General features: G+C 62.6%; 24 protein-coding genes and 1 pseudogene. 17 read left to right on the top strand and 8 right to left on the bottom strand.

The window, feature by feature from the left end:
• The first annotated feature begins 589 nt into the window (after nt 1–589).
• Nucleotides 590–862: a DUF1488 family protein gene (locus tag FVF58_RS45805; protein ID WP_149676170.1), complete on the top strand. Its 273-nt coding sequence runs from the start codon at nt 590–592 to the stop codon at nt 860–862.
• Nucleotides 863–889: 27 nt separating this feature from the next.
• On the opposite strand, the pseudogene FVF58_RS45810 reads toward FVF58_RS45805, so the two are convergent.
• Nucleotides 890–2,066: pseudogene (locus FVF58_RS45810) on the bottom strand (tyrosine-type recombinase/integrase).
• A gap of 168 nt (nt 2,067–2,234) precedes the next feature.
• Between FVF58_RS45810 and FVF58_RS45815 the strand changes: the two are divergent.
• The 8 genes from FVF58_RS45815 (at nt 2,235) to FVF58_RS45850 (ending at nt 7,740) form a co-directional block, all read left to right on the top strand.
• Nucleotides 2,235–3,269 (top strand): DNA-binding protein, encoded by a 1,035-nt coding sequence (locus FVF58_RS45815; RefSeq protein WP_149676205.1) that lies wholly within the window; start codon nt 2,235–2,237, stop codon nt 3,267–3,269.
• 35 nt (nt 3,270–3,304) lie between these two features.
• On the top strand, nt 3,305–3,658 hold the full coding sequence (locus FVF58_RS45820) for a hypothetical protein (protein ID WP_149676172.1): 354 nt from the start codon (nt 3,305–3,307) through the stop codon (nt 3,656–3,658).
• 72 nt (nt 3,659–3,730) lie between these two features.
• Complete coding sequence (locus tag FVF58_RS45825) at nt 3,731–4,180, top strand: SET domain-containing protein (RefSeq protein ID WP_149676173.1); 450 nt, start codon at nt 3,731–3,733, stop codon at nt 4,178–4,180.
• A 152-nt stretch (nt 4,181–4,332) separates the two neighbouring features.
• Entirely contained in the window at nt 4,333–4,602 is a 270-nt protein-coding gene (locus FVF58_RS45830; protein ID WP_149676174.1) for a type II toxin-antitoxin system ParD family antitoxin, read from the top strand.
• Nucleotides 4,599–4,919, top strand: a complete 321-nt coding sequence (locus FVF58_RS45835; protein ID WP_149676175.1) for a type II toxin-antitoxin system RelE/ParE family toxin — start codon at nt 4,599–4,601, stop codon at nt 4,917–4,919. The genes FVF58_RS45830 and FVF58_RS45835 overlap by 4 nt, the downstream gene beginning before the upstream one ends.
• Before the next feature lie 143 nt (nt 4,920–5,062).
• Entirely contained in the window at nt 5,063–5,935 is an 873-nt protein-coding gene (locus FVF58_RS45840; protein WP_149676176.1) for a hypothetical protein, read from the top strand.
• 16 nt (nt 5,936–5,951) lie between these two features.
• Nucleotides 5,952–7,169: a hypothetical protein gene (locus tag FVF58_RS45845; protein ID WP_149676177.1), complete on the top strand. Its 1,218-nt coding sequence runs from the start codon at nt 5,952–5,954 to the stop codon at nt 7,167–7,169.
• 187 nt (nt 7,170–7,356) lie between these two features.
• Complete coding sequence (locus tag FVF58_RS45850) at nt 7,357–7,740, top strand: hypothetical protein (protein ID WP_149676178.1); 384 nt, start codon at nt 7,357–7,359, stop codon at nt 7,738–7,740.
• A 600-nt stretch (nt 7,741–8,340) separates the two neighbouring features.
• On the opposite strand, the gene FVF58_RS52050 is transcribed toward FVF58_RS45850, so the two are convergent.
• Nucleotides 8,341–8,952 carry a hypothetical protein gene (locus FVF58_RS52050; RefSeq protein WP_188131162.1) on the bottom strand — a complete coding sequence of 204 codons (612 nt, stop codon included), beginning with the start codon at nt 8,950–8,952 and terminating at the stop codon, nt 8,341–8,343.
• Nucleotides 8,915–9,313 (bottom strand): hypothetical protein, encoded by a 399-nt coding sequence (locus tag FVF58_RS45860; protein ID WP_149676179.1) that lies wholly within the window; start codon nt 9,311–9,313, stop codon nt 8,915–8,917. The genes FVF58_RS52050 and FVF58_RS45860 overlap by 38 nt, the downstream gene beginning before the upstream one ends.
• A gap of 349 nt (nt 9,314–9,662) precedes the next feature.
• On the opposite strand from FVF58_RS45860, the gene FVF58_RS45865 reads away from it, so the two are divergent.
• Together FVF58_RS45865 and FVF58_RS45870 are read left to right on the top strand one after the other, a co-directional pair.
• Nucleotides 9,663–9,941 carry an HU family DNA-binding protein gene (locus FVF58_RS45865; protein WP_149676180.1) on the top strand — a complete coding sequence of 93 codons (279 nt, stop codon included), beginning with the start codon at nt 9,663–9,665 and terminating at the stop codon, nt 9,939–9,941.
• Nucleotides 9,938–11,095 (top strand): PDDEXK nuclease domain-containing protein, encoded by a 1,158-nt coding sequence (locus FVF58_RS45870; RefSeq protein WP_149676181.1) that lies wholly within the window; start codon nt 9,938–9,940, stop codon nt 11,093–11,095. Before FVF58_RS45865 ends, FVF58_RS45870 begins: the two co-directional genes overlap by 4 nt.
• A gap of 232 nt (nt 11,096–11,327) precedes the next feature.
• Here the strand turns inward: FVF58_RS45870 and FVF58_RS45875 are convergent, their stop codons facing one another.
• A complete protein-coding gene (locus FVF58_RS45875; RefSeq protein ID WP_149676182.1) occupies nt 11,328–11,639 on the bottom strand; it encodes a hypothetical protein in 312 nt (103 codons plus the stop codon).
• Between the two features lie 185 nt (nt 11,640–11,824).
• Here FVF58_RS45875 and FVF58_RS45880 point away from each other — a divergent pair, with 185 nt between their 5' ends.
• The 3 genes from FVF58_RS45880 (at nt 11,825) to FVF58_RS45890 (ending at nt 14,249) form a co-directional block, all read left to right on the top strand.
• Entirely contained in the window at nt 11,825–12,448 is a 624-nt protein-coding gene (locus FVF58_RS45880; protein WP_149676183.1) for a hypothetical protein, read from the top strand.
• Between the two features lie 128 nt (nt 12,449–12,576).
• Nucleotides 12,577–13,134, top strand: a complete 558-nt coding sequence (locus FVF58_RS45885; protein ID WP_149676184.1) for a hypothetical protein — start codon at nt 12,577–12,579, stop codon at nt 13,132–13,134.
• A 410-nt stretch (nt 13,135–13,544) separates the two neighbouring features.
• Complete coding sequence (locus tag FVF58_RS45890) at nt 13,545–14,249, top strand: IS6 family transposase (RefSeq protein ID WP_149676185.1); 705 nt, start codon at nt 13,545–13,547, stop codon at nt 14,247–14,249.
• 557 nt (nt 14,250–14,806) lie between these two features.
• On the opposite strand, the gene FVF58_RS45895 is transcribed toward FVF58_RS45890, so the two are convergent.
• The 4 genes from FVF58_RS45895 to FVF58_RS45910 form a co-directional block, all read right to left on the bottom strand.
• Complete coding sequence (locus FVF58_RS45895) at nt 14,807–17,920, bottom strand: efflux RND transporter permease subunit (RefSeq protein ID WP_149676186.1); 3,114 nt, start codon at nt 17,918–17,920, stop codon at nt 14,807–14,809.
• Nucleotides 17,917–19,128 carry an efflux RND transporter periplasmic adaptor subunit gene (locus tag FVF58_RS45900; protein ID WP_149676187.1) on the bottom strand — a complete coding sequence of 404 codons (1,212 nt, stop codon included), beginning with the start codon at nt 19,126–19,128 and terminating at the stop codon, nt 17,917–17,919. Before FVF58_RS45900 ends, FVF58_RS45895 begins: the two co-directional genes overlap by 4 nt.
• Nucleotides 19,125–20,606, bottom strand: coding sequence for an efflux transporter outer membrane subunit (locus FVF58_RS45905; protein ID WP_223191228.1), 1,482 nt, complete (start codon nt 20,604–20,606; stop codon nt 19,125–19,127). The genes FVF58_RS45900 and FVF58_RS45905 overlap by 4 nt, the downstream gene beginning before the upstream one ends.
• A gap of 151 nt (nt 20,607–20,757) precedes the next feature.
• Complete coding sequence (locus tag FVF58_RS45910) at nt 20,758–21,435, bottom strand: response regulator transcription factor (protein ID WP_149676188.1); 678 nt, start codon at nt 21,433–21,435, stop codon at nt 20,758–20,760.
• 160 nt (nt 21,436–21,595) lie between these two features.
• Here FVF58_RS45910 and FVF58_RS45915 point away from each other — a divergent pair, with 160 nt between their 5' ends.
• From FVF58_RS45915 to FVF58_RS45925, 3 genes are all read left to right on the top strand, one after another.
• Nucleotides 21,596–22,279 (top strand): response regulator transcription factor, encoded by a 684-nt coding sequence (locus FVF58_RS45915; protein WP_149676189.1) that lies wholly within the window; start codon nt 21,596–21,598, stop codon nt 22,277–22,279.
• Nucleotides 22,266–23,621 carry a sensor histidine kinase gene (locus FVF58_RS45920; protein ID WP_149676190.1) on the top strand — a complete coding sequence of 452 codons (1,356 nt, stop codon included), beginning with the start codon at nt 22,266–22,268 and terminating at the stop codon, nt 23,619–23,621. Before FVF58_RS45915 ends, FVF58_RS45920 begins: the two co-directional genes overlap by 14 nt.
• Nucleotides 23,622–23,790: 169 nt before the next feature.
• Nucleotides 23,791–24,453: an IS6 family transposase gene (locus tag FVF58_RS45925; protein ID WP_246217524.1), complete on the top strand. Its 663-nt coding sequence runs from the start codon at nt 23,791–23,793 to the stop codon at nt 24,451–24,453.
• The last annotated feature ends 22 nt before the right edge of the window (nt 24,454–24,475 follow it).

Raw genomic sequence — 24,475 nt, forward strand, 5'->3', positions numbered from 1 at the left:
CTCGCGGCGCGATTCGTTGCGTGGTGCGAAATCACCGAAGTCACCCGAAATCCGTCCTACGCTTTCTGAGGGATGCTCTTTCCTGCCGTCTTTCCGCCTCAGTCTCGACAAGTTGACAAAGCCGTTGTGAGTTGTACCGGATGAATGCTGCCAACACATCGCGCGCGAAACCTTACCATTTGCAAGTGTCAGGGGTGCGACTTCTACGGCCTGGCAATGCCGAGTCACAGCTACCGTACGTGGGCGATTAAGTACGTACAGCGTGCCGTGAGGCGTGAGAGTTTTTTTAATTTGCCGACACGCTGTATCAGATGACCGCAACTTCGCATGGCACTGTGAAGTTCATCTCCCGTAAAGACTCACCTCAGAAATCATTTCGAGCAAAACATGCAACTAACCGTCCGGCACATCTGCGTGCCCGTCAACCGCAAACCCCGTCTCCAGTAGAGCAGGCCAAATCTACACCGCGAGTTGTCCAGGCGGCCCATATCTGCTGCGCTGCGCGGCCTGCTTCCCATCTGTTCTGTAAAATTGAAGACAGGCGACTTAAAGGTAAAAGTTCGCAGCTGAATTCACGAGGTGGGAAATCATGGACGTGATTGACCTGATGCCCGATGTCGCGGCGGACCGGCATGAAATTTCATTTCGCCTCACCGGGCATCGCTGCGAGGTCGCCTGTGCGATTACGCGGGAGGCGCTCGAAGCGCAATTCTGGCTGCCGCCAGACGCTGGCCAGGTCCGGATGCTCAAGGCGTTTGCTGATGGACGGCGCCGCATCATGGCGGTCGCCGAAAGGAAAGTCCACCTGCGTCCCGGTGAACCCGTCAGGCTCACGGCCGACGATTTCCAGATCAGGCGGTAGGGTCGGGCTGCCGTCGGTCACCAGTCATCACCAGTCAATACGGTGTTTCTCGTCAGTCTCGCGGTGCCGGCGATCGTCGTCGACGTGAAGATACTGACTGGTCGTCGTCAGTGATGCATGCCCGAGGTTATCGCGCACGAGGCGCAGATCGACCTGCTGGTCCGCCATGTGGGACCCTGCGCTGTGACGCAGCCAGTGTGCCGATGCCTGCCCGAGGCGGTCCGCGCGCGGCGCATGGTCTTCACCCCGCGCACGCAGGGAGTCCGCCGCACCGCTAAAGACATCCTTCACGATCCGGTGCAACGCGGCGCGCGTGAGTGGCTTGAGCGACTGGCCAACCGGCAGCACGAGCGGCGTGTCCTCGCCGGGCGAGGGCAGGGCGGGCAGTCCGCGGGCCCGCCGGTAGGTGCCCAGTTCCGTCATCATTTCCGCGGTGGCGGGCACCAGCCGCTCCTTGCCCCCTTTGCCCAGCACGTCGAGCCACCAGCGATCCGTGCCACTTCCGTCACCGCGGCGGAAAAACCGTCCCATCGTGTTCGTGCCGACCTCCGTGATCCGCAGACCGCCCAGATAGAGCAGGGTAAAAAGCCAGCGCACGCGGGCGTGGTGTTCGCGCTCGCGAGCTGTCTGCACTGGCATGCCCTGAATGAATGTCTTGACCTCGAGCCACAGCTCGGGCGACAGATACCGGACGATGCGCGGCCTGGCCCGTCGGGCGCGCTGACGCGACAGCGACAGCGGATTGCCGGCCAGATAACCGGCCTGCACCAGCCACGCAAACATGACGTTGAGGATCACCATCGCCTGGCGCTGGCTCGATCCGGACAGCGGGCCATAGAACGGCCGCCAGCGTGGATCGTTGCGCGGATGCTTGCGTCCGCCGTCAGCGGTCCACCGCGCGGCGGGCTGGGGATCGGCGAGAAAGTGCTGGTAGACGAGCAGGTCCTCGTGCGTGAGCGAGGAGAGCGGTTTGCCCAGTTGCAGGACCGACCACAGCAGCAGCCGTTCGGCTTCCTTGCGGTAGTTGTCAAACGTGGTTTTCGTATCGGCAAAGCGGGCGAGCCAGGCGCGAAGCGCGTCGAGATCGGTGTCAGCGGCGACCTGCATGCGTCCGTTTGCGCGATTCGTGCCGTGCCGGCCATCGAGGTCGGGGGGGCAGGTCAAGCGCATCGAGCGGGCGCGGGGCGGGCAGGGCGGTGGTCATGGTCGAAAGGGGCGCCGGTCCGGGTGGCTGGCCTGGACGTAATTATGTACGCAACCAGGTGCAAGAAAATCAACATTATACGCTTAATGTCAAAATATTGACCGACAGGCGTTAGATACAGATCGGTTTACGTTATATTATTTGCTGAATTTCACCGAAATCGCTTCCATGACCGACGTCCTGCCTGATGAAACCCGCCTCGCCGCCGAAATCGACCGCCTGAAGGCCGAATTCCCGAAGACGCGCGAGCTCTACCGCGAGGTCTGCGCGCTGCTGTTCTTCCGCTTCGGCATCACGCCGACCGCGAACCGCCTTTACCAGCTGGTGAAACGGGGCAGCATGAGCACGCCCACCCAGGTGCTGGGGGAGTTCTGGACCGAACTGCGCGACAAGAGCCGGGTGCGCATCGAGCATCCTGATCTGCCGGCCGATCTCGGCGCGGCCGGCGGCGAACTGGTCGCCACGCTCTGGACCCGCGCAACCGCGTCAGCCGGGACCGCGCTCGACGCGCTGCGCGACGAGGTCGAGGCGCAGCGCGTGGAGGCGCAGCAGGCGGTCGCCGCCGCCCGCGACGAACTGGGCCGTGTCGAGACGGCGCTCGAGCAGCGCACCGCCGCGCTGCTGGCCGCGCAGGTCGAGATCCGGGATCTGGACAGGGCGCAGGCCGAAGGCCACGCGCAGCGCCAGGCGCTGGAGGCGGAACTCGGGCGCAGGAGCACGGCGCTGGCGGCGCGCGATCGCGAACTCGTGGCGGTGAGAGAAGGCTTCTCGCGTGATCTGGAGAAGCTGCGGGAAGCGGCTGGACGCGCGGAAGAACGGCTCCGGGCTTCCGAGAAGCGTGCATTGCTGGAAATTGACCGCGAGCGGAGCATCGCAACGAAGCTGCAGAAGGAACTGGACGAAGCCACGCGTCGCGCGGACCGGAAGGACGCCGACCATCGCCAGGCATCTGAAACCATGCAGGCGCAACTCGGCGACGCACGTCATCAGGCGGGCGTGCTGCAGGGGCGGCTGGATGCGGTTCAGGCGGAGAACAACCGGCTGCAGGCGGAGATGATGACGCTGCGGGAGGCGGCAACGCGTGCGCCGGAAACGCGGTCGTCGTCTGCCTCGGCCGGAGTCCGGAAGACGCCACGCCCGACCCGTTCCGCTCGCCCCGTGCCGGCCGCCAAACCCGCAACGCGTCGCAGGAAAGCGGTATAAACGCAGAGTGACTCGCCGCTGAAGGAATGGCTTGCATGCCTGATATCTATCTGCTCACTGGACTGACGCTTCCACAAGGCGTCGCGCATGAGTCCCTGCCCGGAACCGTGACGCGCTTCATGTCGGATTGCTGGCACGGCATGAGTCGTACGCAGATGATTGCCCGCGCGAAACGGCGGGGCCTGCGCCTGTCGTTCCGCGCAACGGCACCGTGTCCGTCCGGCGAAACCGGCGTGTTCGAGTTGCGCTTCAACGATGGGGCAGGCGAATGCCTCATGCTGGCACGGCTACAGCGGGTCGGAGACAGGCGCGGGAAACGTCGACAAACCAGGCGGACTGACGTGTCCCGACCCCCGCCACGCGATCCCCGGCAGACCAGGCTGTTCTGACGCGACGGTACCGGTTGCCGCGCAGCGCGCCGCTCGCTATGCTCCCACCCTCAACGGATCAGGAGTGACGAAGTGCGGCGCGTGACGGTCAGAAAATCATCGGTTCATGGGCGAGGCGTGTTCGCGCTACAGGCGATTCCAGCCGGCCAGCGGATCCTCGAATACCGCGGGGAGGTGACGTCGTGGCGGCGGGCCTCTGCCCGGCACCGGCGGTCCGGAATACGCGGCCACACCTTCATTTTCGGACTGGCTGACGGGCGTGTGATCGACGGCAGCGTCGGGGGCAATAGCGCCCGCTGGCTGAACCACTCCTGCCAGCCGAACTGTGAGGCGATCGAGGACGAGCGGGGACGGGTTTTCATCGAGACGCTCAAAGACGTAATGCCGGGAGACGAGCTTTGTATCGCCTATGGACTCACTATCGACGACGCGATTACTCCCGAACTGATCGCTGACTATGCCTGTCGCTGTGGGGCGAAGAGGTGTAGCGGCTCGATGCTGGCCCCGGCGAGCGGATGTTAAGCGCCCCTGACAGACGCATCCAGAGGAAGATCCGCCAAGCTGTGCGCCGTCCCCCGCGCGCAGCTGCTATCGTCATCCGTGCAAGGCCGGCGCGCCTTGCCAGCCCCCCCGTTGACGGAGTAGGATTAAATCCTGTCAGCCTGGAGAGCGCCATGCGTTCCACACAGCAGTTCAGCATTACCCTGCCCAACGAGATGGCCGAGCTCATCCGCACCAAGGTCGCCAGCGGCGAATATGCTTCTGAAAGCGAAGTGATCCGCGACGGGCTACGCACCCTCGCGGCCCGCGACAGGGCCATCGAGGCCTGGCTGCGCGACGAGGTGGTGCCTGCGGCCGAAGCGTTGCGCGCTGAGCCCGCGCGCGCCCTCACGCCCGAGCAGGTGCGCGCTCACCTGGCGAAGAAGCGCTCGGGCGCCGCATGACCTACCGGGTGCAGTTTGCCCCGGAAGCGCGGGACCAGGTTGATGACATGGAACGGTTCATCATTGAAGCGGGTTCGCCCGTCACGGCGGCTCGCTACGTGGACGCCATCGTGAATTTCTGCCTGCGCCTGCAGACGTTCCCTGAGCGCGGCGTCCCGCGCGATGATCTGTTACCTGGCCTGCGCGTGACCCACTACCGGCAGCGCGTGGTCATTGCTTACCTTCTGGATCCCGAGGTGGTGTCAATCGTTGGGGTGTTTTACGGCGGACAGGCCTGGGAACCATCTTTCGCAGACCCGACGGAACACGACCACTGATGACGCGTCCGCACCGTGGCCACCGACGCGAGCGGTCGGCGCGCAATCGTCGAGTCAGTCGACGAGCACGACAGGAAATTGAGAAGCACGGTCAAATGGAATAATCTCGTCAGTCCAACCAGCCAACTGTTCTGAATCCACGGATGCAGCTTGACATTTTCAACGACAGCCGCGACGTGATGCTGCGCAATGACGTCCTGTCAGCGTTACAGCGATACGATGCCGCGGGCGCGCGGCGCGCGCTGCAGGCCCTTGCGGACGAGTATCCGGACGATGTCGCGCAGGTGTATTTCGGTTCGATCGTCAATGCTCTCGAGGGCCGATCGACGGTACCGTTTGACCGTCACGAAGCCGCCCTGCAGGTTCGCCAGGCGTTATCTCACGAAGTCCAGCCCGCAGTCGCGCATGTGTTCCCGAGGCAGAGCGGGGCGACCTGGCTCGCACCGCTCTGGGCAGAACTGGCCGGGCGCGCCGCTGCGCTGCCTTTTCGTGCGGACCACGCGGATGCGCACGCGGCGCCGCTCTTCCTGCTTGCTGCGCGGTGGGCCGAGGCCTCCGATGCGATATCGCGCATCGCGTCCTGGCGACGGATTCCCGCGCCGCTTTGCTGGATGACGGAGGCACGTTACCGGCTCGATGGCCTCGACGCGGCCTGGCCATTGCTGGTGGAACTTGCGTGGCTTTCTCCATCCCGGTTTGACCAGCTTTTGAGCCGGCTTGGCGACGCGTGCGTCAATACGCTGCGGCGCAACTTCGATACGTCGTTCGACGGCGCCGGCGACATTGACGATCTTGCATGGTTTGCGGCGTGGGTACTCACGGAAAAGGCCGGCCTCGCGCCGCTGTTCAAACAGGCAGAGCCTTCACGACGTAATGCGCCCGAGCGGGCAGTGAAGGTGATGCTCCAGTTACTCAGTCTGGAGCGTCAGGGCCGGCATCACGAACTGCTTGAAACGCGGCGCGAACTGCAGGCGCTCAACACGGCGCTGTACGCCGCCTATATGAAGACGCGCTGAGCTGGCACCCCGGAACATGACACGCACAACCTCTCACAAATGGGCTTTCGCCACGCGGTTCCGGCGTGGCGCGTTCGGCTGGAAATCCGCGTTGCCGATCCAGCGTCTGAAAGAAGCGCTGGCGGAGATCCGGCAGATCGCCCGTGCCGATCCTGTTCTCGCTGCGGACGGTGCGGTCGCTTTGCTCGAAAAGCTTTCGCCGGCGCTTGAACACGTAGACAGCTCTTCGGGGGCAATTGGCACTGCCGTGAATCGCGCAATCGACGCGCTTGTGCCGGTCATCGGCGGGGTGGACGTGCCCGCTCCGGTCCGGATGCGTTGGCTGGAACGCCTGTTTGACGCGCTCCAGGATGACCCGATGCCGTATATCGAACAGCTGGGCGATCGCTGGGGTGACCTGTGTACGTCGCCCGACATCGCGTCCTTGTGGGCAGACAGGTTGTTGCCGATTACAGCGCGCGTGATGGGCGCTGAAGGACTGGGAGAGCATTTCGCGGGTACCACCGCCTGCCTGAGTGCGCTCAATGCCGCCCGGCGGCATGAGGAACTACTCGCTCTCGTGAATGGCGCGCGCCTGAACTGGTGGGGGTATCGCCAGTACGGGGTGGATGCACTGATCGCATTAAATCGTTCGGCTGAAGCACTGCGTTACGCGGAAGCGTCGAGGGGGCTGAATGCGCCCACTGCCGCCATCGCCCGCAAATGCGAAGCGATCCTTCTGTCGTCGGGCATGATGGACGAGGCCTATCGGCGTTACGCAATCGAGGCCAATCAGGCCACCACGCATCTCGCGACATTCCGTGCCATCGCAAAAAAATATCCGGACAGGAGTTCCGACAGCATTCTCCACGACCTGGTCGCGAGCAGTCCCGGCACTGAGGGGAAATGGTTCGCCGCCGCGAAGGACGCCGGCCTGCTCGATCTGGCGGCGTCGCTCGCGATGCGCGGCCCCACCGACCCGCGAACCCTGACGCGAGCCGCACGCGATTTCGCGCAGCGCAAGCCTGAATTCGCCGTGGCGTGTGGCACGGCAGCGCTGCACTGGATGGCCGCAGGCTTCGGTTACGAAATCACGGGGAGCGATGTGCTGGATGCCTACGGCGCGCTGGCGGATGCGGCCCTTGCTTCCGGTATGGAACGTGACCAGCTCAACAGGCGTCTGCGGGCGCAGTTTGCGGCCCTTCCGGGGCATTCGTTCGTCGCCACGGTGCTGGCGCATCATTGGGTCGCATAACGTCTCGATGCATCCCGGTTACGGGATGGACGGTTTGTGCGCGGCCCGAGCCCCGGCGTGTTGTCATCAACGGGTCCCTCCCGGTCGTGTGGGACGGGCCCGTTTTGCAGCGAATGACTGGACTGAAGCGCAACGCAGCTGCAGACGGTAGTTTTGTGACAGGCAGAATCGGTACAGGACTTGCATCATGGAAGAGTACAACCCCGGGTGTGCGCCCGAACCTGAATCATGGCTCGAACTCGACGAACAGGAGCGAATTGCTCTCGTCGAAACGTATCACCGGGTCGCCCGGATCCAGCTTCCCAACGTCACTGCACACGCTGCACTACACGCGATCGTGGAAAACCAGATCGCCCTGAACCTTGAGCCCGTGGTCCGGGCGATGGATCGCCTCGGGAAAGAAGGACTTACGCGACACGACGCGGTTCACGCGATCGGCTCAGTCGTCTCAGAGCATCTGTTTGATATTTTGAAGACGGATCAGAACGACGATGCTGCGACTTCGCAGGCGCGTTATTACGCGGCGGTGGAGCGGTTGACCGCCGCAAGTTGGCGCAGAGGTGAACACTGATGCCGATACCATCGAAACTTCAACCGTGGTTTGAAGCGAGGCAGCGTTTCAGATTGAGCCATGCTCATATCCAGATGGCGCGCGAACTAGGATTGAATCCCCGAAAATTCGGATCCCTGGCTAACGGGCAGCAGGAGCCGTGGAAGCGCCCCCTCGCAGAATTTATCGCGCACTGTTATAGCAGGCGCTTTGGTCGTGCTACGCCTGAACACGTGCAATCTCTGGAAGAAGTCGTGAAGCGTGCGGAAGCCCGGCGCAATGAGCGGCGGGAAAGAAAAACGAACAGAGTGGTTCCACCGATAGGGCCGCAACGTAGCGATGACGGATCGAGCGAAAAGTTGCAGGAGCTCTGCGCACGCGGCGGTGAATAGGGTTCGAACGGAACGGACATGACGACCGTCTGGGTGGGCGACGTGCACCACTTGCGCCCAGGCTGCTTCTACTTTTAATTCCAAAACGCTTCTACTTTCGCTTCATTGCACGACCTCGCGCCGGACGCGCTGCCGGATGCCGTGAAGCGGCTGGTGGCCGAGTGCTGGCCCGGGATGAGCCGCGCGCAGCTGGTCGCGCGCGCCCGCCGCCGTGCGCTTCAACCGTCGCTCAGAGCGCACGGCGCGACGGCGCCGGGCGACACTGGCGTTTCAGCCTGACGCTGCTGGCCGAGGGCGTGCCTGTCCGGCTCAGTGCGCATCTGCGGCGCGTGAAGCCGCGGCGCCAGTCGGCGCGGCCGGTGAAGGCGTCGAAGCCGCCTGCGCGTAATCCGCGGCAGGGCGATCTTTTCTGACGGATCACGAGGAATTGACGATGGGCCGACCCCGGATTGAATGGCGCGATGCGCAGCTGCTCGCGATCATGAACGGCATCGCGGCAACCGACCGGGATTTCCCGCGCGACAACGCGCGCTTGGTGGATGGCCTGATCGCGGAAGTCCGGGCGATTACCGGCCGCGTGTTTGGGGCGGCCACCTACAGCCGGCTGCTGCGTGACGTCGGGCCGCAGGTCGGCGTCCAGCGTCATCCGAGTGCACCGACGGTCCAGCAGGCGATCCTGCGCGCGCAGGCGCTGGCGCCGATGGCGCAGCAGGGCAGTGCGGACAGCCGGCCGGTCGATCTCGAGCTGATGCGACAGGGCGCTGGCCCCGGTGGTGCGCGAGGCGCTCGCGCCACTGTACGCGTCACAGCGCGAGCGGGCCGTCGACCACGGGACGGTCACTGCGCACGATGCCGGCGGTGTTGGCGAGACTCGCCAGCAGGCCATGCTGCAGGCGGTGCTGGAAGATGCCCAGCGCGGATCCGTCGTCTTGAGCAGGAGAACGCGCAACTGCACCGTGAACTCGGAAGCGCATGCGGCGCGGGATCTGGCCGGCGAACACGTGAACCGGCTGCTCGGTGATCTGTACGCGTCGATCGAACGCGCCTGCGTCGGCGCGACGGCCCTCACGCAGACAGCCACGCAGCTGACCGGCACCGAGCGGTTTCTCAAGATGCAGAACGATGCGGTCCGGCTGCAGGCAAGCGGCGAGGCGGACGCGCTGCGCGCGCAAAACGGCCAGTTGCGCGAGCGGATAGACCATCTGCTGCTGGAAGTGGACCAGTACCGCCGTACCCTATCGACCCGGCCACCCGGTAGTCGCTCAGCGCGTGGTACAGCCGGGCGCGGTTCGTCGCCCACCGGGCTGGCGCGCGGATATCTTCCGGCAACCCACCGTTTGTGTCATGGCCGGTTCGTGATTACTCCAGTTATCAGATGTGGCGTTTTTGCCGCGTGGCACTTTCCAGTCGTCGCCGGCGACCGGAACCTTGCTGGAAGGGCAGGGCGCCGGCGATGCCTTGACGGCGGCCAGCGTCAGGTCTGCCCCGGGTTTGCCTGTGGGCCGTGCGATGCGGTAGGGTGCGGGTTTCACTCACCGAACAGGGCTGTCCATGAACAAACAGGAACTCATCGACGCGGTCGCCGATCGCACCGGCGACAGCAAGGCCGCCACCGGCGAAGTCATTGATGCGGTGCTCGCGGCGATCAAACACGCGCTGAATGCGGGCGGCACCGTACAACTGGTTGGTTTCGGATCGTTCTCCACGGGGCAGCGCGCCGCACGCACCGGACGCAATCCTTCGACGGGCGCCGAAATCCAGATTGCCGCGGCAAGGACGGTCAAGTTCACGGCCGGCAAGGCATTCAAGGATGCCGTGAACGCGTCATGACGAACGTGGCGATCGAGCCCGGCGACTACGCCGGGTTGCACAAGGACGTGGTCAGTGTCGTCGAATCGGCGCGAAGCACGGCCGCACGCAACGTCAATGCCGTGATGACCGCCGCCTACTGGGAGATCGGGCGACGGATCGTCGCCAGTGAGCAGGGCGGGCAGGCGCGCGCCGGATATGGACAGGCGCTGATTGCCCGGCTCGCGGAAGACCTGACGCGCCGTTTCGGACGCGGATTCGGCCGGGCCAATCTGGCGAGCATGCGCGCCTTCTATTCTGCGTGGCCGGCGGCGGAGATTTTCCAGACAGTGTCTGGAAAATCGGCAGCCCCCGAAAATGTCCAGACGCCGTCTGGAAAATCGCTACCGGCGAAAGACGCCGTCGACGCCATGTCAATAGCGCCCGATTACATGGCGCTGGCCACCCGTTTTACGTTGCCGTGGTCCGCCTATGTGCGCCTGCTTTCAGTGAAGACAGCGGCCGCTCGCGCTTTCTACGAAACAGAGGCGTTGCGCGAAGGCTGGTCGGTGCGCCAGCTCGACCGCCAGATCAGTAGCCAGCTTTACGAGCGGCTGGCACTGTCGCGCAACAAGGCGGCCCTGCTCAGGAAAGCCGCTGATGCCCAGCCGGGTGATCTCCTCACGCCAGAGGAGGCGATTCGCGATCCGTTCGTCCTCGAGTTTCTCGACATCAAGGACGAGTACTCGGAGTCGGACCTTGAGGAAGCGCTGATCCGGCATCTGGCGGATTTTCTGCTCGAACTCGGCGACGACTTCGCTTTCGTCGGCCGGCAGCGCCGCCTGAGAATCGACGACACCTGGTTCAGGGTCGATCTGGTGTTTTTCCATCGACGTCTGAAATGCCTGGTGATCATCGATCTCAAGGTCGGTCGCTTCAGCTATGCGGACGCCGGGCAGATGCATCTCTATCTGAACTACGCGCGCGAGCACTGGATGAAGCCTGGGGAGAATCCACCTGTTGGTCTGATCCTTTGCGCCGAAAAAGGTGCAGCCGAGGCACACTACGCCCTGGACAACCTGCCGAACAAGATTCTTGCGGCGGAATACCAGACGGTGCTGCCCGATGAGGCGACGATCGTGAAGGAACTGGAGCGCACGAGAGCAGAACTGGAGCGGCGTACCGGAGCTTCGTAGGGTTGGGTCCCGACGCCCGGCAGATCCTGGACGTCTGAAGGCGACGCCACGAGTCGGTACCGCATCGTCATGTGGAAACGGTGGCGCGTTTTCACATCTGCCAGTTCAGACAGAAACTCAACGCATTAAGATAGGAATACTTATCTTAACGTTGACATTCTATTTTCTCGTCTCTTGTCAAAACGTCGTCTTTCACAAACCTGAACGCAGGACTATCGTAGGCACCTCGAGCTCATCCTCCAGCGCTGGCATCGCGCGGTGGCGAGTCGGCAATCCAACTTTCGATTTCCGCGAGACGTTCAAACTTCGGCGCTCGGAACCACGCTGTGAGTTCGGCCGCCCACTCGTCCCACAGAAGGTCCTCCAGCTCAAATTCTTCTTCTAATAGTTGCTGGTTGTCTTCACGTAGGTACGCGAAGACCAACTGTCGCCCGTCCCACCATGCCACGACATAGTCGGTGCGGCGCGCTGCCGCGCCACGGGGGCCATCTCGCAACATGATGCCGAGGTCACTGCAGAAAGTGTCGGCTGTGGTATTAGCCATCGTCGTCTCCCTGGATGCATGACCGAGTCTACGCCACCCGACACCCATGACCGGACGGTGTGCCGCAGTGGCGTCCCGGATACAGGATGACAACGATCAACGCTGCGATTTATTTTCATTCAGCGCTCTAAATATCGCGAGGTTTTTGACGATAACCGAAAGCGATCAATAAAAGGAGAACTAGGATGCGTCGTGAATTTATCGCCCCAATCATCGCGTCGTGCGTCAGCCTGCTCGCCGGGTGCAGCAGCGTCCAGCAAGAGGCCAACGGTCCTCAGGTGTGGGCGACTCTCGTTGACGCCTCGCGCGGTTCGACGGCAGGCGATCCGACGTTGGGCCGCCTCGTCAACCAGCCAATACAGGTCGGGAAGAACTGGCAACTCGTGCCCGACATGTTTGTGGTTCGTGCATGCGATGACGGTCCTCTGAATTGCAAGATGGGGGTGGCGAAACCGACAGTGCGCGTAACCGTTCATCAGGTCGCCGCGTCACAGGCGTCTGTCTCCCTTACGGTGTCCTACGACGTTGGCCCAAGCCAGACCCTGACGAACGGCCTTTCGACTCATCCGTTGTCGACAGTGACAATGTCGATTCCCAAGGGCGCCACGCCTTTCAGTTCACACGTTGATGTTGCCCGGACCGTCGAGCTGCCCTACGGCCAATTGCGCAAGGTTGATCTGCCAAACGGCATAAGTGTTGGCCTGTGTCTGAGTACCACTCCGGCGTCGGTCATGCCGCCAAGCGGGGCGTGCCCTGATGGCACTCTCGATCGATTCGCTGCCGCGATGGCGGCCGCGCAGTCTTTCTAAGCGGCTTGTCGAAAATCGCGTGTCCGAAACGGATCGTTGCTCGGACACGCGATCGTGCAAACTAAAAGAAGTGAAGACACGCAAGCGCCTTCTTGGCGACGGAAAACAATTGAAAGGAGCGAGGAACTATGTCCGAAGAGATGAAGACGATCAAAGCTGGGCCGTACACCCTGGTTGCACGATCCATTCACGCCGGCTACCGGGGCGTCTTGTGGAGCGATGGCGAAAAAGTTGTCGACATCAGCAAAGATACGCTGCACGAGGTATGGAGCACGCTCTGCGACGCTTTATACGAACGACAGATCTCGGTTGCCGCTGCGCGGCTTGACGAGCCGACGGCCGCTGAGATTGCAAAGGTCTTCGTGCGCATTGCGCACCAGTTCACTGCCGGTCACAAGGCCATGCTCAAAGCGCATCTGAACGCATCTGATCGAAGCATTACGGCTACACAGCTTGCGAAAGCCGCAGGCTACGCAAACTATTCCGCTGCCAATCTTCAGTATGGACTGCTTGGTGCGATGCTCTTTGCAGAGATGCCCATAGACTTGCCGACGCGCAAGGATGGCTCGCGATTGATGACGTGCACAATAGCCTTGGACGAAGACGCGTACGGTCCTGAAGATGAATGGATCTGGAAAATGCGACCCTACGTGGCTGAGGGGTTGCTCGCCTCCGGTATTCTTTGACGGCGAGCTACGGCTAAAGCGAAGAAAATCTCAACGATACTCGGCCTTCATGGCGGAACTCTCGTCAGATCCTCACGGCCTGCAGATCGCTGCGTACCACTTCTGTCATCACGACACGATCGAAACGCTGAATCCGACGACGTTCGTCCGCAGCGTCGCCGCGCAACTCGCCGCCTCCGTACCGGCATACCGTTCGGCTGTCGAAGCCGACCCGGATGGACGCCGCTGGCTCGACGACGCGCAGGCGGATCCGGCGAGCGCATTGAGCGCGCGGTCGTCGGCCCGCTCAACGCGATCCAGCCACCAAGCGCGCACATGGTATTGCTCGTCGACGCACTGGACGAAGCGCGGTTCTGTCGCAGTAAGCCTATCTGTTATGGTGGTCGGTCCCGAGACAAGCGATGTAACGAATGATCAACACCCCAAACGCCACTGTGAGCAAGGCGCTAAAACGGCTGCATTACCCGCTGGATATAATGCTGACATGCGTACGTTGGTACGTTGCCTATCCGTTGAGTCTGCGTCATTTGGAAGAAATGATGTCCGAGCGAGCAGTGTCGGTCGATCATTCGACGGTGCACCGGTGGGCTATCAAGTTGCTGCCTGCGCTCGGCAAGGCATTCGGACCGTGCAAGAAAAAGGTCGGTCGAAGTTGGAGAATGGATGAGACCTACATCAAGGTCAAGGGCGAATGGAAGTACTTGTATTGGGCCGTCGATAAGGCCGGCGACACAGTTGATTTCCTGTTCTGCGCCAAGCGAGACAAGGCAGCGGCCCGGCGGTATTTTGAAAAGGCGATCGCTGAAAACGGCGTACCGGAGACGGTGATGATCGACAAGAGCGGTGCGAACCTCGCAGGGCTAAATGCGATCAATGCTGATCGCGAAGTGCCGATCAAAATTCGACAATCGAAGTATCTGAACAACGTGGTGGAGCAGGACCATCGAGCGATCAAACGCATCGTACGACCAATGCTAGGATTCAAGAGCTTTCGTTGTGCCCGCATCATTTTAGGCGGCATCGAACTCATGCACATGATAGCGAAAGGGCAGATGAAGTGTGACGATGGACGGCATCGTTCAGTCGCCGAGCAGTTCTACGATCTTGCAAAATAAGCATTCCTATTCGTTTTGCCCTGCTTCTTTCTAATTTCCTTACTGCGACAGAGCCGGTGAATCCGCCGAATCGCAGCGGCGAAATGGGTGGTTAAGAGACGTCTTGAGCGAGCCTTAACAGATGCTTAAGGACTTCGAAAAACAAAAAATATACTGCTCAAACACTGCAAATCGAGGCCGATCGACAGAACGCAGTACACACGTTTTTCTGCGGGAGATAGGGATGTCCATTCAGGTAATCGGTCAAAGCACCGCACAAGCATCGACCTCATCCGCCGCGTGAACTACGAGTTCAGCGTCGACCGCGCGGGCGTTCTTGGCCGAAGCAAGCGAAACGTCGGTTCAAACCGCGCAGGAAGCAGGAAATGGCGATCAGCAGGCGCAACGCCTGCTCACCAGGGAGGCCGCCGCCAAAGTACATTAACGCACTCCCGAGGTTCAGCCTGAAGGCAGGGACCGCCGCGCCCGATCGGCGCCGGTCCCGCAGAATTGGAATGCTTGCCGACATGACACGCTGAGCATGGCGAGCGCATCGGTAGGTTGAGCGCCGCCGGCGCTCAACCTACCGATTCACGCTCGAGCATGCTGCCTTTCGCGCGCCGTTTCGCCAGCCAATGCGACAGACGGTCGAACCACAGGTGCACCACCGGCGTCGTGAAGAGGGTCAGCATTTGCGAAATGATCAGGCCGCCGACAATCGCGATGCCCAGCGGGACACGCAGTTCCGCGCCCGCGCCATGACCGAGCGCGAGCGGTAGCGCGCCGAACAGCGCGGCGAGCGTCGTCATCATGATCGGCCGGAAGCGCAGTACGCATGCCTGACGGATCGCCTCGCGCGGCGATAAGCCTTGCTCACGCTCGGCCACAAGCGCGAAATCGATCATCATGATTGCGTTTTTCTTGACGATGCCTATCAGCAGGATGATGCCGATCATCCCCATGATCGAGAGATCCTGGCCGCAGAGCATCAACGCAAGCAATGCCCCCACTCCCGCCGAGGGCAGCGTCGAAATGATGGTGAACGGGTGAATCGCGCTCTCGTACAGGATGCCGAGAATCAGATACACCACGACGAGCGCCGCCGCGATCAGATACGGTTCGCTCGAAAGCGAGGCCTGAAACGCCTGCGCCGTGCCCTGGAACGACCCCGTCAAGCTGTCGGGTTTGCCCGCCGCGATTTCGGCCTGGTGAATCGCCGTCACGGCGTTGCCGAGCGATTGCCCCGGTGCCAGGTTGAACGAGATCGTCACAGCCGGGAACAACCCCTGGTGATTCACCGAAATCGGCGACACGTTGTTTTCCATCTTTGCGAGCGTATTGAGCGGCACCAGTTCATTGGTCAGCGGCGAACGCGCGTAGAGGTGCGCGAGCGCGTCGGTGGTCAACTGAAAGCCCGGATCGACTTCCTCGACGACGTGGTACTGATTCAGCTGCGTGAACAGTGTTGCGATCTGCCGTTGGCCGAACGCGTCGTAGAGCGTGTCGTCGATGGCTTGCGCGGTAATGCCGAAGCGCGAGGCCGTACTGCGGTCGATCACGAGCGTCGCGCTGGTAGCGGCCGCTTGCTGGTCGGAGGTGACGTCCGCGAGTTGCGGCAACTTCGACAGCTTGTCGGTCAGCACCCCCGCCCAATGATTCAGTTCGTTGATATCCGGGTCTTGCAGCGTGTACTGATACTGCGCGGCGCTGATGCGGCCACCTACCTGAATATCCTGGCGGACCTGCATCGACAATGAAATGCCCATCACCTTCGCCAACTGCGGCTTGAGGCGATTGAGCACCTGCCCGGCGCTGTCCTTGCGCTGACCGAACGCCTTCAGGTTGATCATCACGCGGCCCTGGCTCACGGTCGGATTCGCACCCATCCAGTAGTAGACGTTATCGACGGCTGGATCGGCTTCTATGATATTGCCCAGTTGCTGCATTTTCAAAGACATCGCTCGCGGGGAAATATCCGGCGCGGCCTGCGCGACACCCATGATCAAACCGGAGTCTTCCTGCGGGAAGAAGCCCTTCGGGATCACAACGAACAGCGCGATCGTCGCGACGATCGTCGCAATCGTCACGCCAAGCATCAATTTCGGCCAATTCAACACCCAATCGAGACCGCGCTCGTAACGCCGCTCCACCGCGACGAAGCGTCTTTCGAGCCAGGCCTCAAGCTTGCGCATGTGCCCTGTGTCATCCGGCTCAGGCAGACGGATCAGCCAGCCGCATAGCATCGGCGTGACGGTCAGCGAGACCAGCGCCGACATCAGGATCGCCGCGCTCACCGTCACCGCGAATTCGCGGAACAGGCGTCCGACAATGCCGCCCATCAACAGGATCGGAATGAACACCGCAATCAGCGAGATCGTCATCGAGACAATGGTGAAGCGCACTTCCATCACGCCGAGCAACGCGGCTTTCATGCGCGGCACGCCTTCCTCGACATGCCGCATCACGTTTTCGATCACGACGATCGCATCGTCCACCACGAAACCCACCGCGATGGTCAACCCCATCAGCGACAGATTGTCGAGGCTATAGCCGAGGAGATACATCACGCCAAACGTGGCCACCAGCGACAAAGGAATCGTCAGGCTCGGAATGATCGTCGCCCACACGTTGCGCAGAAACGAGAAGATGACCATCACGACTAGCGCGACCGTCAGCATCAGCGTGAACTGCACGTCGTGCACCGACGCATTGATGGTTTGCGTACGATCGCCCACCACATTCAGATGCGCGGCGGCGGGCAGCGTCGCTTCCAGCGCAGGCAGCTTCGCCTTGATGTTGGCAATCGTCTGCACGACGTTGTAGCCAGGCTGCTTGTGAATATCGAGGATGATCGCGCGTTCGTGCTGAAGCCATGCGGCCTGCTGGTTGTCTTCGGCAGCGTTCAGAACGGTACCGAGATCGGATACGCGAATCGGCGCGCCGTTCTTGTACGCGACCACCAGATCGCGATACGCCGAGGCAGTCGTGATCTGGTCGGTCGCGTTGAAAATCACCGAACGATCCGGGCCGTTCAGGCTGCCCTTCGGCGCATTCACCGTCTGCACGCCGACGATCGAGCGCACGTCCTCCAGCGTGAGGCCGCGCGCGGTGAGTTTGTCCGGATCGAGTTGGATACGCACGGCAGGCCGCTGCTGGCCGTGGAAATCGACAAGACCCACGCCGGGCAACTGCGAGATCTGCTGCGCCAGATAGTCTTCGGCGTAGCTGTCGAGCTGCGTGAGCGTGAGCGATGGCGACGTCAGTGCGAGTGACAGCAAGGTGAAGTCGGCCGGGTTGACCTTTTCATAGGTCGGCGGGTTCGGTAGATTCTTCGGTAGAGTGCCGCCGGCCGCGTTGATCGCCGTCTGCACATCCTGCGCCGCGCCATTGATATCGCGTGACAGATCGAACTGCACGGCGATGTTGGTGGTTCCCAGCGAACTCGACGACGTCATCTGCGTGATGCCCGCAATTAACGAGAGTTGTCGCTCGAGTGGCGTCGCTACCGATGTCGCCATGGTCTCGGCACTCGCACCCGGCAACTTCGCCACAACCTGGATGGTAGGGAAATCGACTTGCGGCAAGGGCGCGACCGGCAGCATGAAATACGCGACCGCGCCCGCCAGCAGCACCGCGATGGCAAGAAAACTGGTCGCAATGCGCCGCTTGATGAACAGTTCCATCAGGCTCATAACGGATTGTCCTGGTTTGCCTGGCTGCCCGCCGAGTTTGCGTTGGCCGGTGCCTGGGCGACCGTCGGCACCGTGGTCGCCGCCACGCGCACCCCCGGGTTCAAGCGGCTTTGTCCATCGAACACGACCAGATCCCCTGGTGCGATGCCACCGCGTATCTCCGTCATTCCGTCGACCGTCACGCCGGTTTGCACCGCACGGATCTGCGCCGTGCCATTCATGGCGATCACATATAACTGCGTGCCGTTCTGCGTGTTCACGACCGCGCGGCTCGGCACGGCGAGCCGTTGCGTATCGGTGCGCAACAACACGCGTGCATTCACAAGCTCGCCCGGCCACAGCTTGCGGTCCTTGTTGGTGAACGAGGCCTTGAGTTTGATCTGACCGGTGGTGGGATCGACCGTACTATCGATGAACGCAAGCGTGCCGTCGGCGAGCGCTGTACTGCCGGAACGCGTGGTGACGTTCACCGCCAAAGGCGCAGCCGCCTGATTCGTGAGCAAATCGGGGAGCACGTCTTGCGGCACGGAGAACAGCACGGTGATCGGCTCCATCTGCGTGACGGTGACGATGCCGGTCGCGTCGGTAGGATGCACGATCGCGCCGATGTCGGCCTCGCGCGCGCCCACACGGCCGGTGAACGGTGCGAAGAGCGTGGTGAAGCTCAATTGCAGGCGATCGCTCTGCACCAGCGCTGCGTCGGCCGCGACAGTGGCGGCGAGCGCTTCGACCTGCGCCTTCGCGGTATCCACGGCCTGGGTGGTCGCCGCGCCAATGCCGACCAGTTTCGAGTAACGCGTGAGATCGAGCCTCGCGTTATCAAGAGAGGCCTGGTCCTTGCGTTGCGCCGCTTCCGCTTGATGCAATTGCGCGGTGAGGGGGCCCTGGTCGAGTTGGGCGAGCAGCTGGCCTGCCTTCACATCCTGCCCTTCCGTGAAGGCGACGCGCTGTAACTGGCCATCCACACGCACCTTGACGTCCACGGTATTGAGCGCCTGCACCGTACCCACTGCGGACACGCGAATTGGAAAGTCGCTGTTCACTGGATGGCCGGCGTTGACCGGCACCGCGGCCGCCGGCTTCACGGCTGGATGCCGTGGCCATAGCCACGCGACAAGAATCACGACAAGAAGTACAAACGCCACCACGAGCGGCGCGCGACGGCGCGCGCCGGGCGCCTCATGGTTCGGAAGGTCGGCAGGTTTCATGAACGGGAAGGCGTAGAAGTGGAAGCGGTGCCGCTATCGGTCACGCCGAAGCCGCCGCCGAACGCGCGAAACAGGCTCACCGAAGCTTGCAGGCGCGCGAGCCGCGCCTGCACCAGCGTGTCTTCGGCTTGATAGAGCGTGCGTTGGGCGTCGAGTACGGTCAGAAAGTCGACGGTGCCGAGCTTGTATTGGGCCTGCGCGAGCGTGGCAGCTTTGCGGGCGGCGTCGGCGGCAGTCTGGTCGGCGGCTTCCGCGAGTTGCTGCTGTTGCGCCGCCGAGAGCGAATCCTCGACGTCCTGCAGCGCAGTCACGACGGCCTGTCGGTAATCGGCGACACCTTTTGCTTCGGCGGCCTGGCTTGCGTGCAACTGACCACGCAGCGCGCCGCCGTCGAACAGCGGCGCGGCCAGCGACGTGGCGAGGCTGGCAAACGGACTCGACAGGAAATGCGAAAGCGACTTGCTGCTGAGCCCGCCGTCGGCGGTCAGCACGATGTTCGGCAGGAAGGCCGCGCGCGCCGCGCCAACGCTCTCATTGGCCGACTGCAGCTGTGCTTCCTTCGAGCGGATATCGGGGCGCGTCTCCAACAGGCTGGCCGGCAGATTCGGACCCGGTTGCGGAATGGCGATGCCGGCGAGCGCGGTGTCGTTGACCGTGAACTGCTCGGGCGCGGCGCCCACCAGCACGGCGAGCGCATGGATGTTGGTGTCCAGTTGTTGCTGCAACGCCGGCACCGCCGCCTGGAAGGTGGCGAGCGCATTGCGCTGCTGCTGGACCTGCAGCTCGGTCGCGACGCCCGCCTCCTGCTGCGCGAGCAACAATTGCAGAATGCGCGCGGCATCGTCGGAAATGGACCGTGCGATCGCCAGACGGCGGCGCAGGCTCTGCACCTGGAAATACGTGTCCGCCACCGATGCGGTCAGCGTCAACGCCACCGTATCGCGATCGAACTCGGACGCGCGCGCGAGCAGGTCGGCCGCGCTGGCGTTGGCGGCGTTGAAGCCCCAGAAGTCGATCTCGTAACTGGCTTCGGCGAACAGGCTCTGGGTCTTGGTGGTCGAACCACGCCCCTGGTGACTGCGGTCGAAGGTCGCGTCGAGCAACAGCGACGGATACTGCGGCGCGCCGGCCTTCTCGGCGTTGCCGCGCGCCTGTTCGACGCTCGCAATCGCCGACGCCAGCGTAAAGTTGTTGTGCAGACTGCGATCGACCAGCGCATCCAGCGCGGGGTCGTGATATTCGCGCCACCAGCCGCTCCTGATGGGGACCGTATCGGCGAGCGACGCGCCCGCCGCGCCGTCGAAGCCTGCCGCAAGCGGCGCACTCGGCCGTTGATAGGCCGGCACGAGCGAGCAGCCGGCCAGCATCGCGACGCCAAGCGCGGACAGCGCGGCGCACACGGCAGCGCGCATCGCCGGATAGCGCGCCCGAGGACTGACGACACGCGCGAGCGGCGCCGGATGGGACAGCCCTGACATTGGAGAACGCTCCGGCAACATGGGAATGTCGGCAGATTAGTCAGCGGGTCCTGTCGGCGCTTTCGCCCAATGATGAAAAAATTTTAATGCGCCGCAAAGCGCCGTCGCAGCGCGCGTCCACGAGGCCGTCCATGCCGCGGCAAAGCGCCTGCTAAGGTTGCGGGTTCAGCACATAACCCGCCCCCACTACGGTATGAATCAGCGCCACCGGAAAATCGCAGTCCACTTTCCCCCGCAGCCGATGCATGTGCATATCGATGATATTGCCGCGCGGTTCGAAATCGTAATTCCATGCCGCCTCGAGCAGCATGCTGCGCGTCACGACCTGGCCTTCGCGACGCGCGAGGCATTCGAGCAACAGAAACTCGCGATGCTGCAGGCGCAGATCACGGCCGCCACGCGTTGCGGTTCGCGCCCGGTTATCGAGCACCAGATCCGCGCATTCGAGCCGCTCGCTCATTCGGCTGCGATCCGCGCGCCGCGCGAGCGCCTCGATTCTCGCCAGCACTTCGACGAAGGCATACGGCTTCACGAGGTAATCGTCGCAACCGGCGCGGATGCCCTCCACGCGTTCGTTCAGCCCGCCAACCGCTGACAGCATCAGCACCGGTGTGGTATCCCCGCCGGCGCGCAATTGCCGCACGAGAGCGATGCCGTCGAGCGCAGGCAGGAGCCGGTCGGTCACAATCACGTCGTAAATGCCCTCGCGCGCGTAGGCGAGCCCGGTCGCACCATCGGCGACGGTGTCGACAATGAGACCGCTTTCGCTCAAGCCACGCGCCAGAAACTGGCTGGCGCGCATATCGTCTTCGACCAGCAGGATTCGCATACGCTAAACAGGTTGATGAGGCCAACATTAAAATTATTTAATGTTGGCGCGAAATGCCTGTGCAACTTCGCACGGCATACTTCGGGACATTGTGGATACGAGCGTAGTGTACGCGGCCGCCTCGCTTAGGTTCGCCGCGCGCTCACTTCTGGATAAACGCATGTCGAACGTACTGGTCGTCGAAGACGACGAGCAAACCCTCGCGGAGATCGTCGAAGCGCTGACCGATCACGGCTGCAAGGTGCAGACCGCGCGCACGGGCCGCGACGGTTTGATGCTCGCGGTCGCCAACAGTTATGACGCCATCGTGCTCGATCGCATGTTGCCGGGCGGACTCGAAGGGCTCGGCATGCTGGCGGCGTTGCGCAGCGCCGGCGTGCTCACGCCGGTGTTGATTCTGAGCGCGCTCTCCGCGGTCGACGAACGTGTGCGCGGTCTGCGCGCCGGCGGCGACGATTATCTGACCAAGCCGTTCGAGTTCATCGAACTGACCGCCCGGCTCGACGCGCTGATGCGCCGGCGCGAAGCGGCGCCCGGCGTGCAGGAGTATCAGGTCGGCCCGCTGCGTCTTGACCCGCTCAAGCGCGAAGTGAGCTTCGCCGGCCGCCCGGTGCCGCTCTTGCCACGCGAATACCGGCTGCTCGAATACCTGATGCAGCATGCGGGCCAGGTGGTGAGCCGCACCATGCTGTTCGAGGCGGTATGGGACTACCGGCTGGACGAGCGGACCAATGTGATCGACGTGCACATCAGCCGTCTGAGAAAGAAGCTCGACCCGGACGGGACGGCTCCGATGATCGATACCGTGCGCGGTTCGGGATACATGCTCCATGCGCCTGACTGACCTGCACCGTACCACCGGTTTTCGCCTCGCCACGCTGTTCCTGATGCTGTTCGGCGTGATCGCGATACTGCTATTCGGCTACCTGTACCGCGAGATCACCGGCTTCGAACAGGAGCGCATCGACGACTGGCTGATTCGCGAGCACGCCCAGTTGCAACGCGAAGAACCCGACGAACTGGTCGCGCGATTCGAACATCAACACCAGTTCGATCCGCGCCACCAGCGCCCGTTCGGCCTGTTCGACGCGAACGGCAAACATCTTGCTGGCGGCTACGCGGGCGATCAGCCGGCTATCCCGGTCTTCGACCAACCGTTTTCCATGCGGCTCGCGAAGCTGCCCGGCCACCCGCCCGGCCGATGCATCGCCGCGCGCGTGCCGGATAGCCGCATCGCATTGCAATGCCAGAACACCCGCGAGCTCGACCACTTCGACGAAGAACTGCTGCACGCGCTGCTTTCCACCGCCATGATCACGCTCGTGATCGGCCTGGTCGGGGCGAGCCTGATCGGCATATCGGCCATGCGGCGGCTGGATGCGGTGACCGCCTCGATCGAGGAAATCGTCGCGGGCAATCTCAGCAGGCGTTTGCCGGTGCATTCGAAACGCGACGACGTGGATCGCCTCGTCGGCGTCGTGAACGGCATGCTCGACGAAATCGAGCGGCTCATGAACGAGGTCAAGGGCGTATGCGATGCCATTGCCCACGATCTGCGCACGCCGCTCACCCGCATGCTCGGCGGGCTCGAACGTGTGCAGCGCCGCGCCAAAACCGAAGCGGAGTATCGGGCGGCAATTGATGAAACCATTCTTGAGACCAACGGGCTGCTGCGCACCTTCAACGCGCTGCTGCGCATTTCGGAGATCGAAAGCGGCGTGCGCCGCGCGGGATTCACAACGGTCGATCTGGCCGCCGTCGCCGATGACGTGTTCGAGTTCTACGATCCGACTGCCGAAGACAAGCAGATCGCCTTCGAACTGCAGCGAACGGTATCGGGGCCGCTCGAGATCCAGGGCGATCCGAATCTGCTATTCGAGGCACTGGCGAATCTGGTGGAAAACGCCATCAAGTTCGCACCGCACGGCGGCCATGTGCGGATCGCAGTGTTCCGCGACAAGACCGGCGCGGGCATCGCCGTTTCGGACGACGGGCCAGGCATCGCGCCCGCCGAACAGCAGGCCGTGCTACGGCGCTTTTATCGCGGCGAGTCAAGCCGTCACACGCCCGGCAGCGGGCTCGGTCTGAGCCTTGTGCTGGCGGTGGCCGGCATGCACGGCATGTCGATCCGTTTCAACGACGCGACGCCCGGCTGCGAAGTTGTACTGTGCAAACCCAATGAATAGCGCCGCGTGCATGCCCGATGCACACGGCGTCGTGACCGTCAAGCGGCTCTGGTGCAAATGGGATCGGCGAATCGGTTAGAGTGGTCGGAACGAAAAGAACTGATGTCCGGCGATGAACAAGCTGAAGAGTCTGGAGGAGTTGTTCGGCGGACGCCATTTTGATCGGTAGATCATCATTCTGTGTGTTCGCTGGTATCTGCGCTACAAGCTCAGCCTACGCGATCTGGTCGAGATGATGGCTGAGCGCGGCCTGTCCCTTGCCCACACTACGATCCTGCGTTGGGTGAAGCGCTACACGCCGGAGTTCGTCAAACGCTGGAATCGGTTGGCTACGACAGCCGGTCAGTCGTGGCGGGTCGACGAGACCTACGTGAAGATTCGCGGCAAATGGGCCTATCTCTGTCGCGCCGTTGACCGAGCGGGAAAGACGATCGATCTTCGCCTCAGCGCCAGGCGCGACGTGGCGGCTGCAAAGGCGTTCTTCGCGAAGGCAATCAGGACTCAGGGACGCGCTCCTGAGACGATCACGCTGGACGGCTACGCGGCACCTCATCGGGCGGTCCGCGAGATGAAGACCGACGGGTCGCTACCCAGGCGAACGAAATTGCGATCCTCGAAGTACCTGAATAACCTGATTGAACAGGATCACCGCCACATCAAATCGCCGGTGAATGTGATGCTCGGGTTCAAGCGGTTCCGCAGCGCCGCCGTTACCCTCTCCGGCATCGAACTGATGCATCGCATTCGCAAAGGTCAGCTCGATTTCACCAGCATGCACCTCAAAGACACCACTTCGCCCTCGATTTGGATGGCGGTTCTTTCAGCTCGTTGAGGTATCCGAAATATGGGCTATT

The organism is Paraburkholderia panacisoli, assembly GCF_008369935.1.
Taxonomy (GTDB): Bacteria; Pseudomonadota; Gammaproteobacteria; order Burkholderiales; family Burkholderiaceae; genus Paraburkholderia; species Paraburkholderia panacisoli.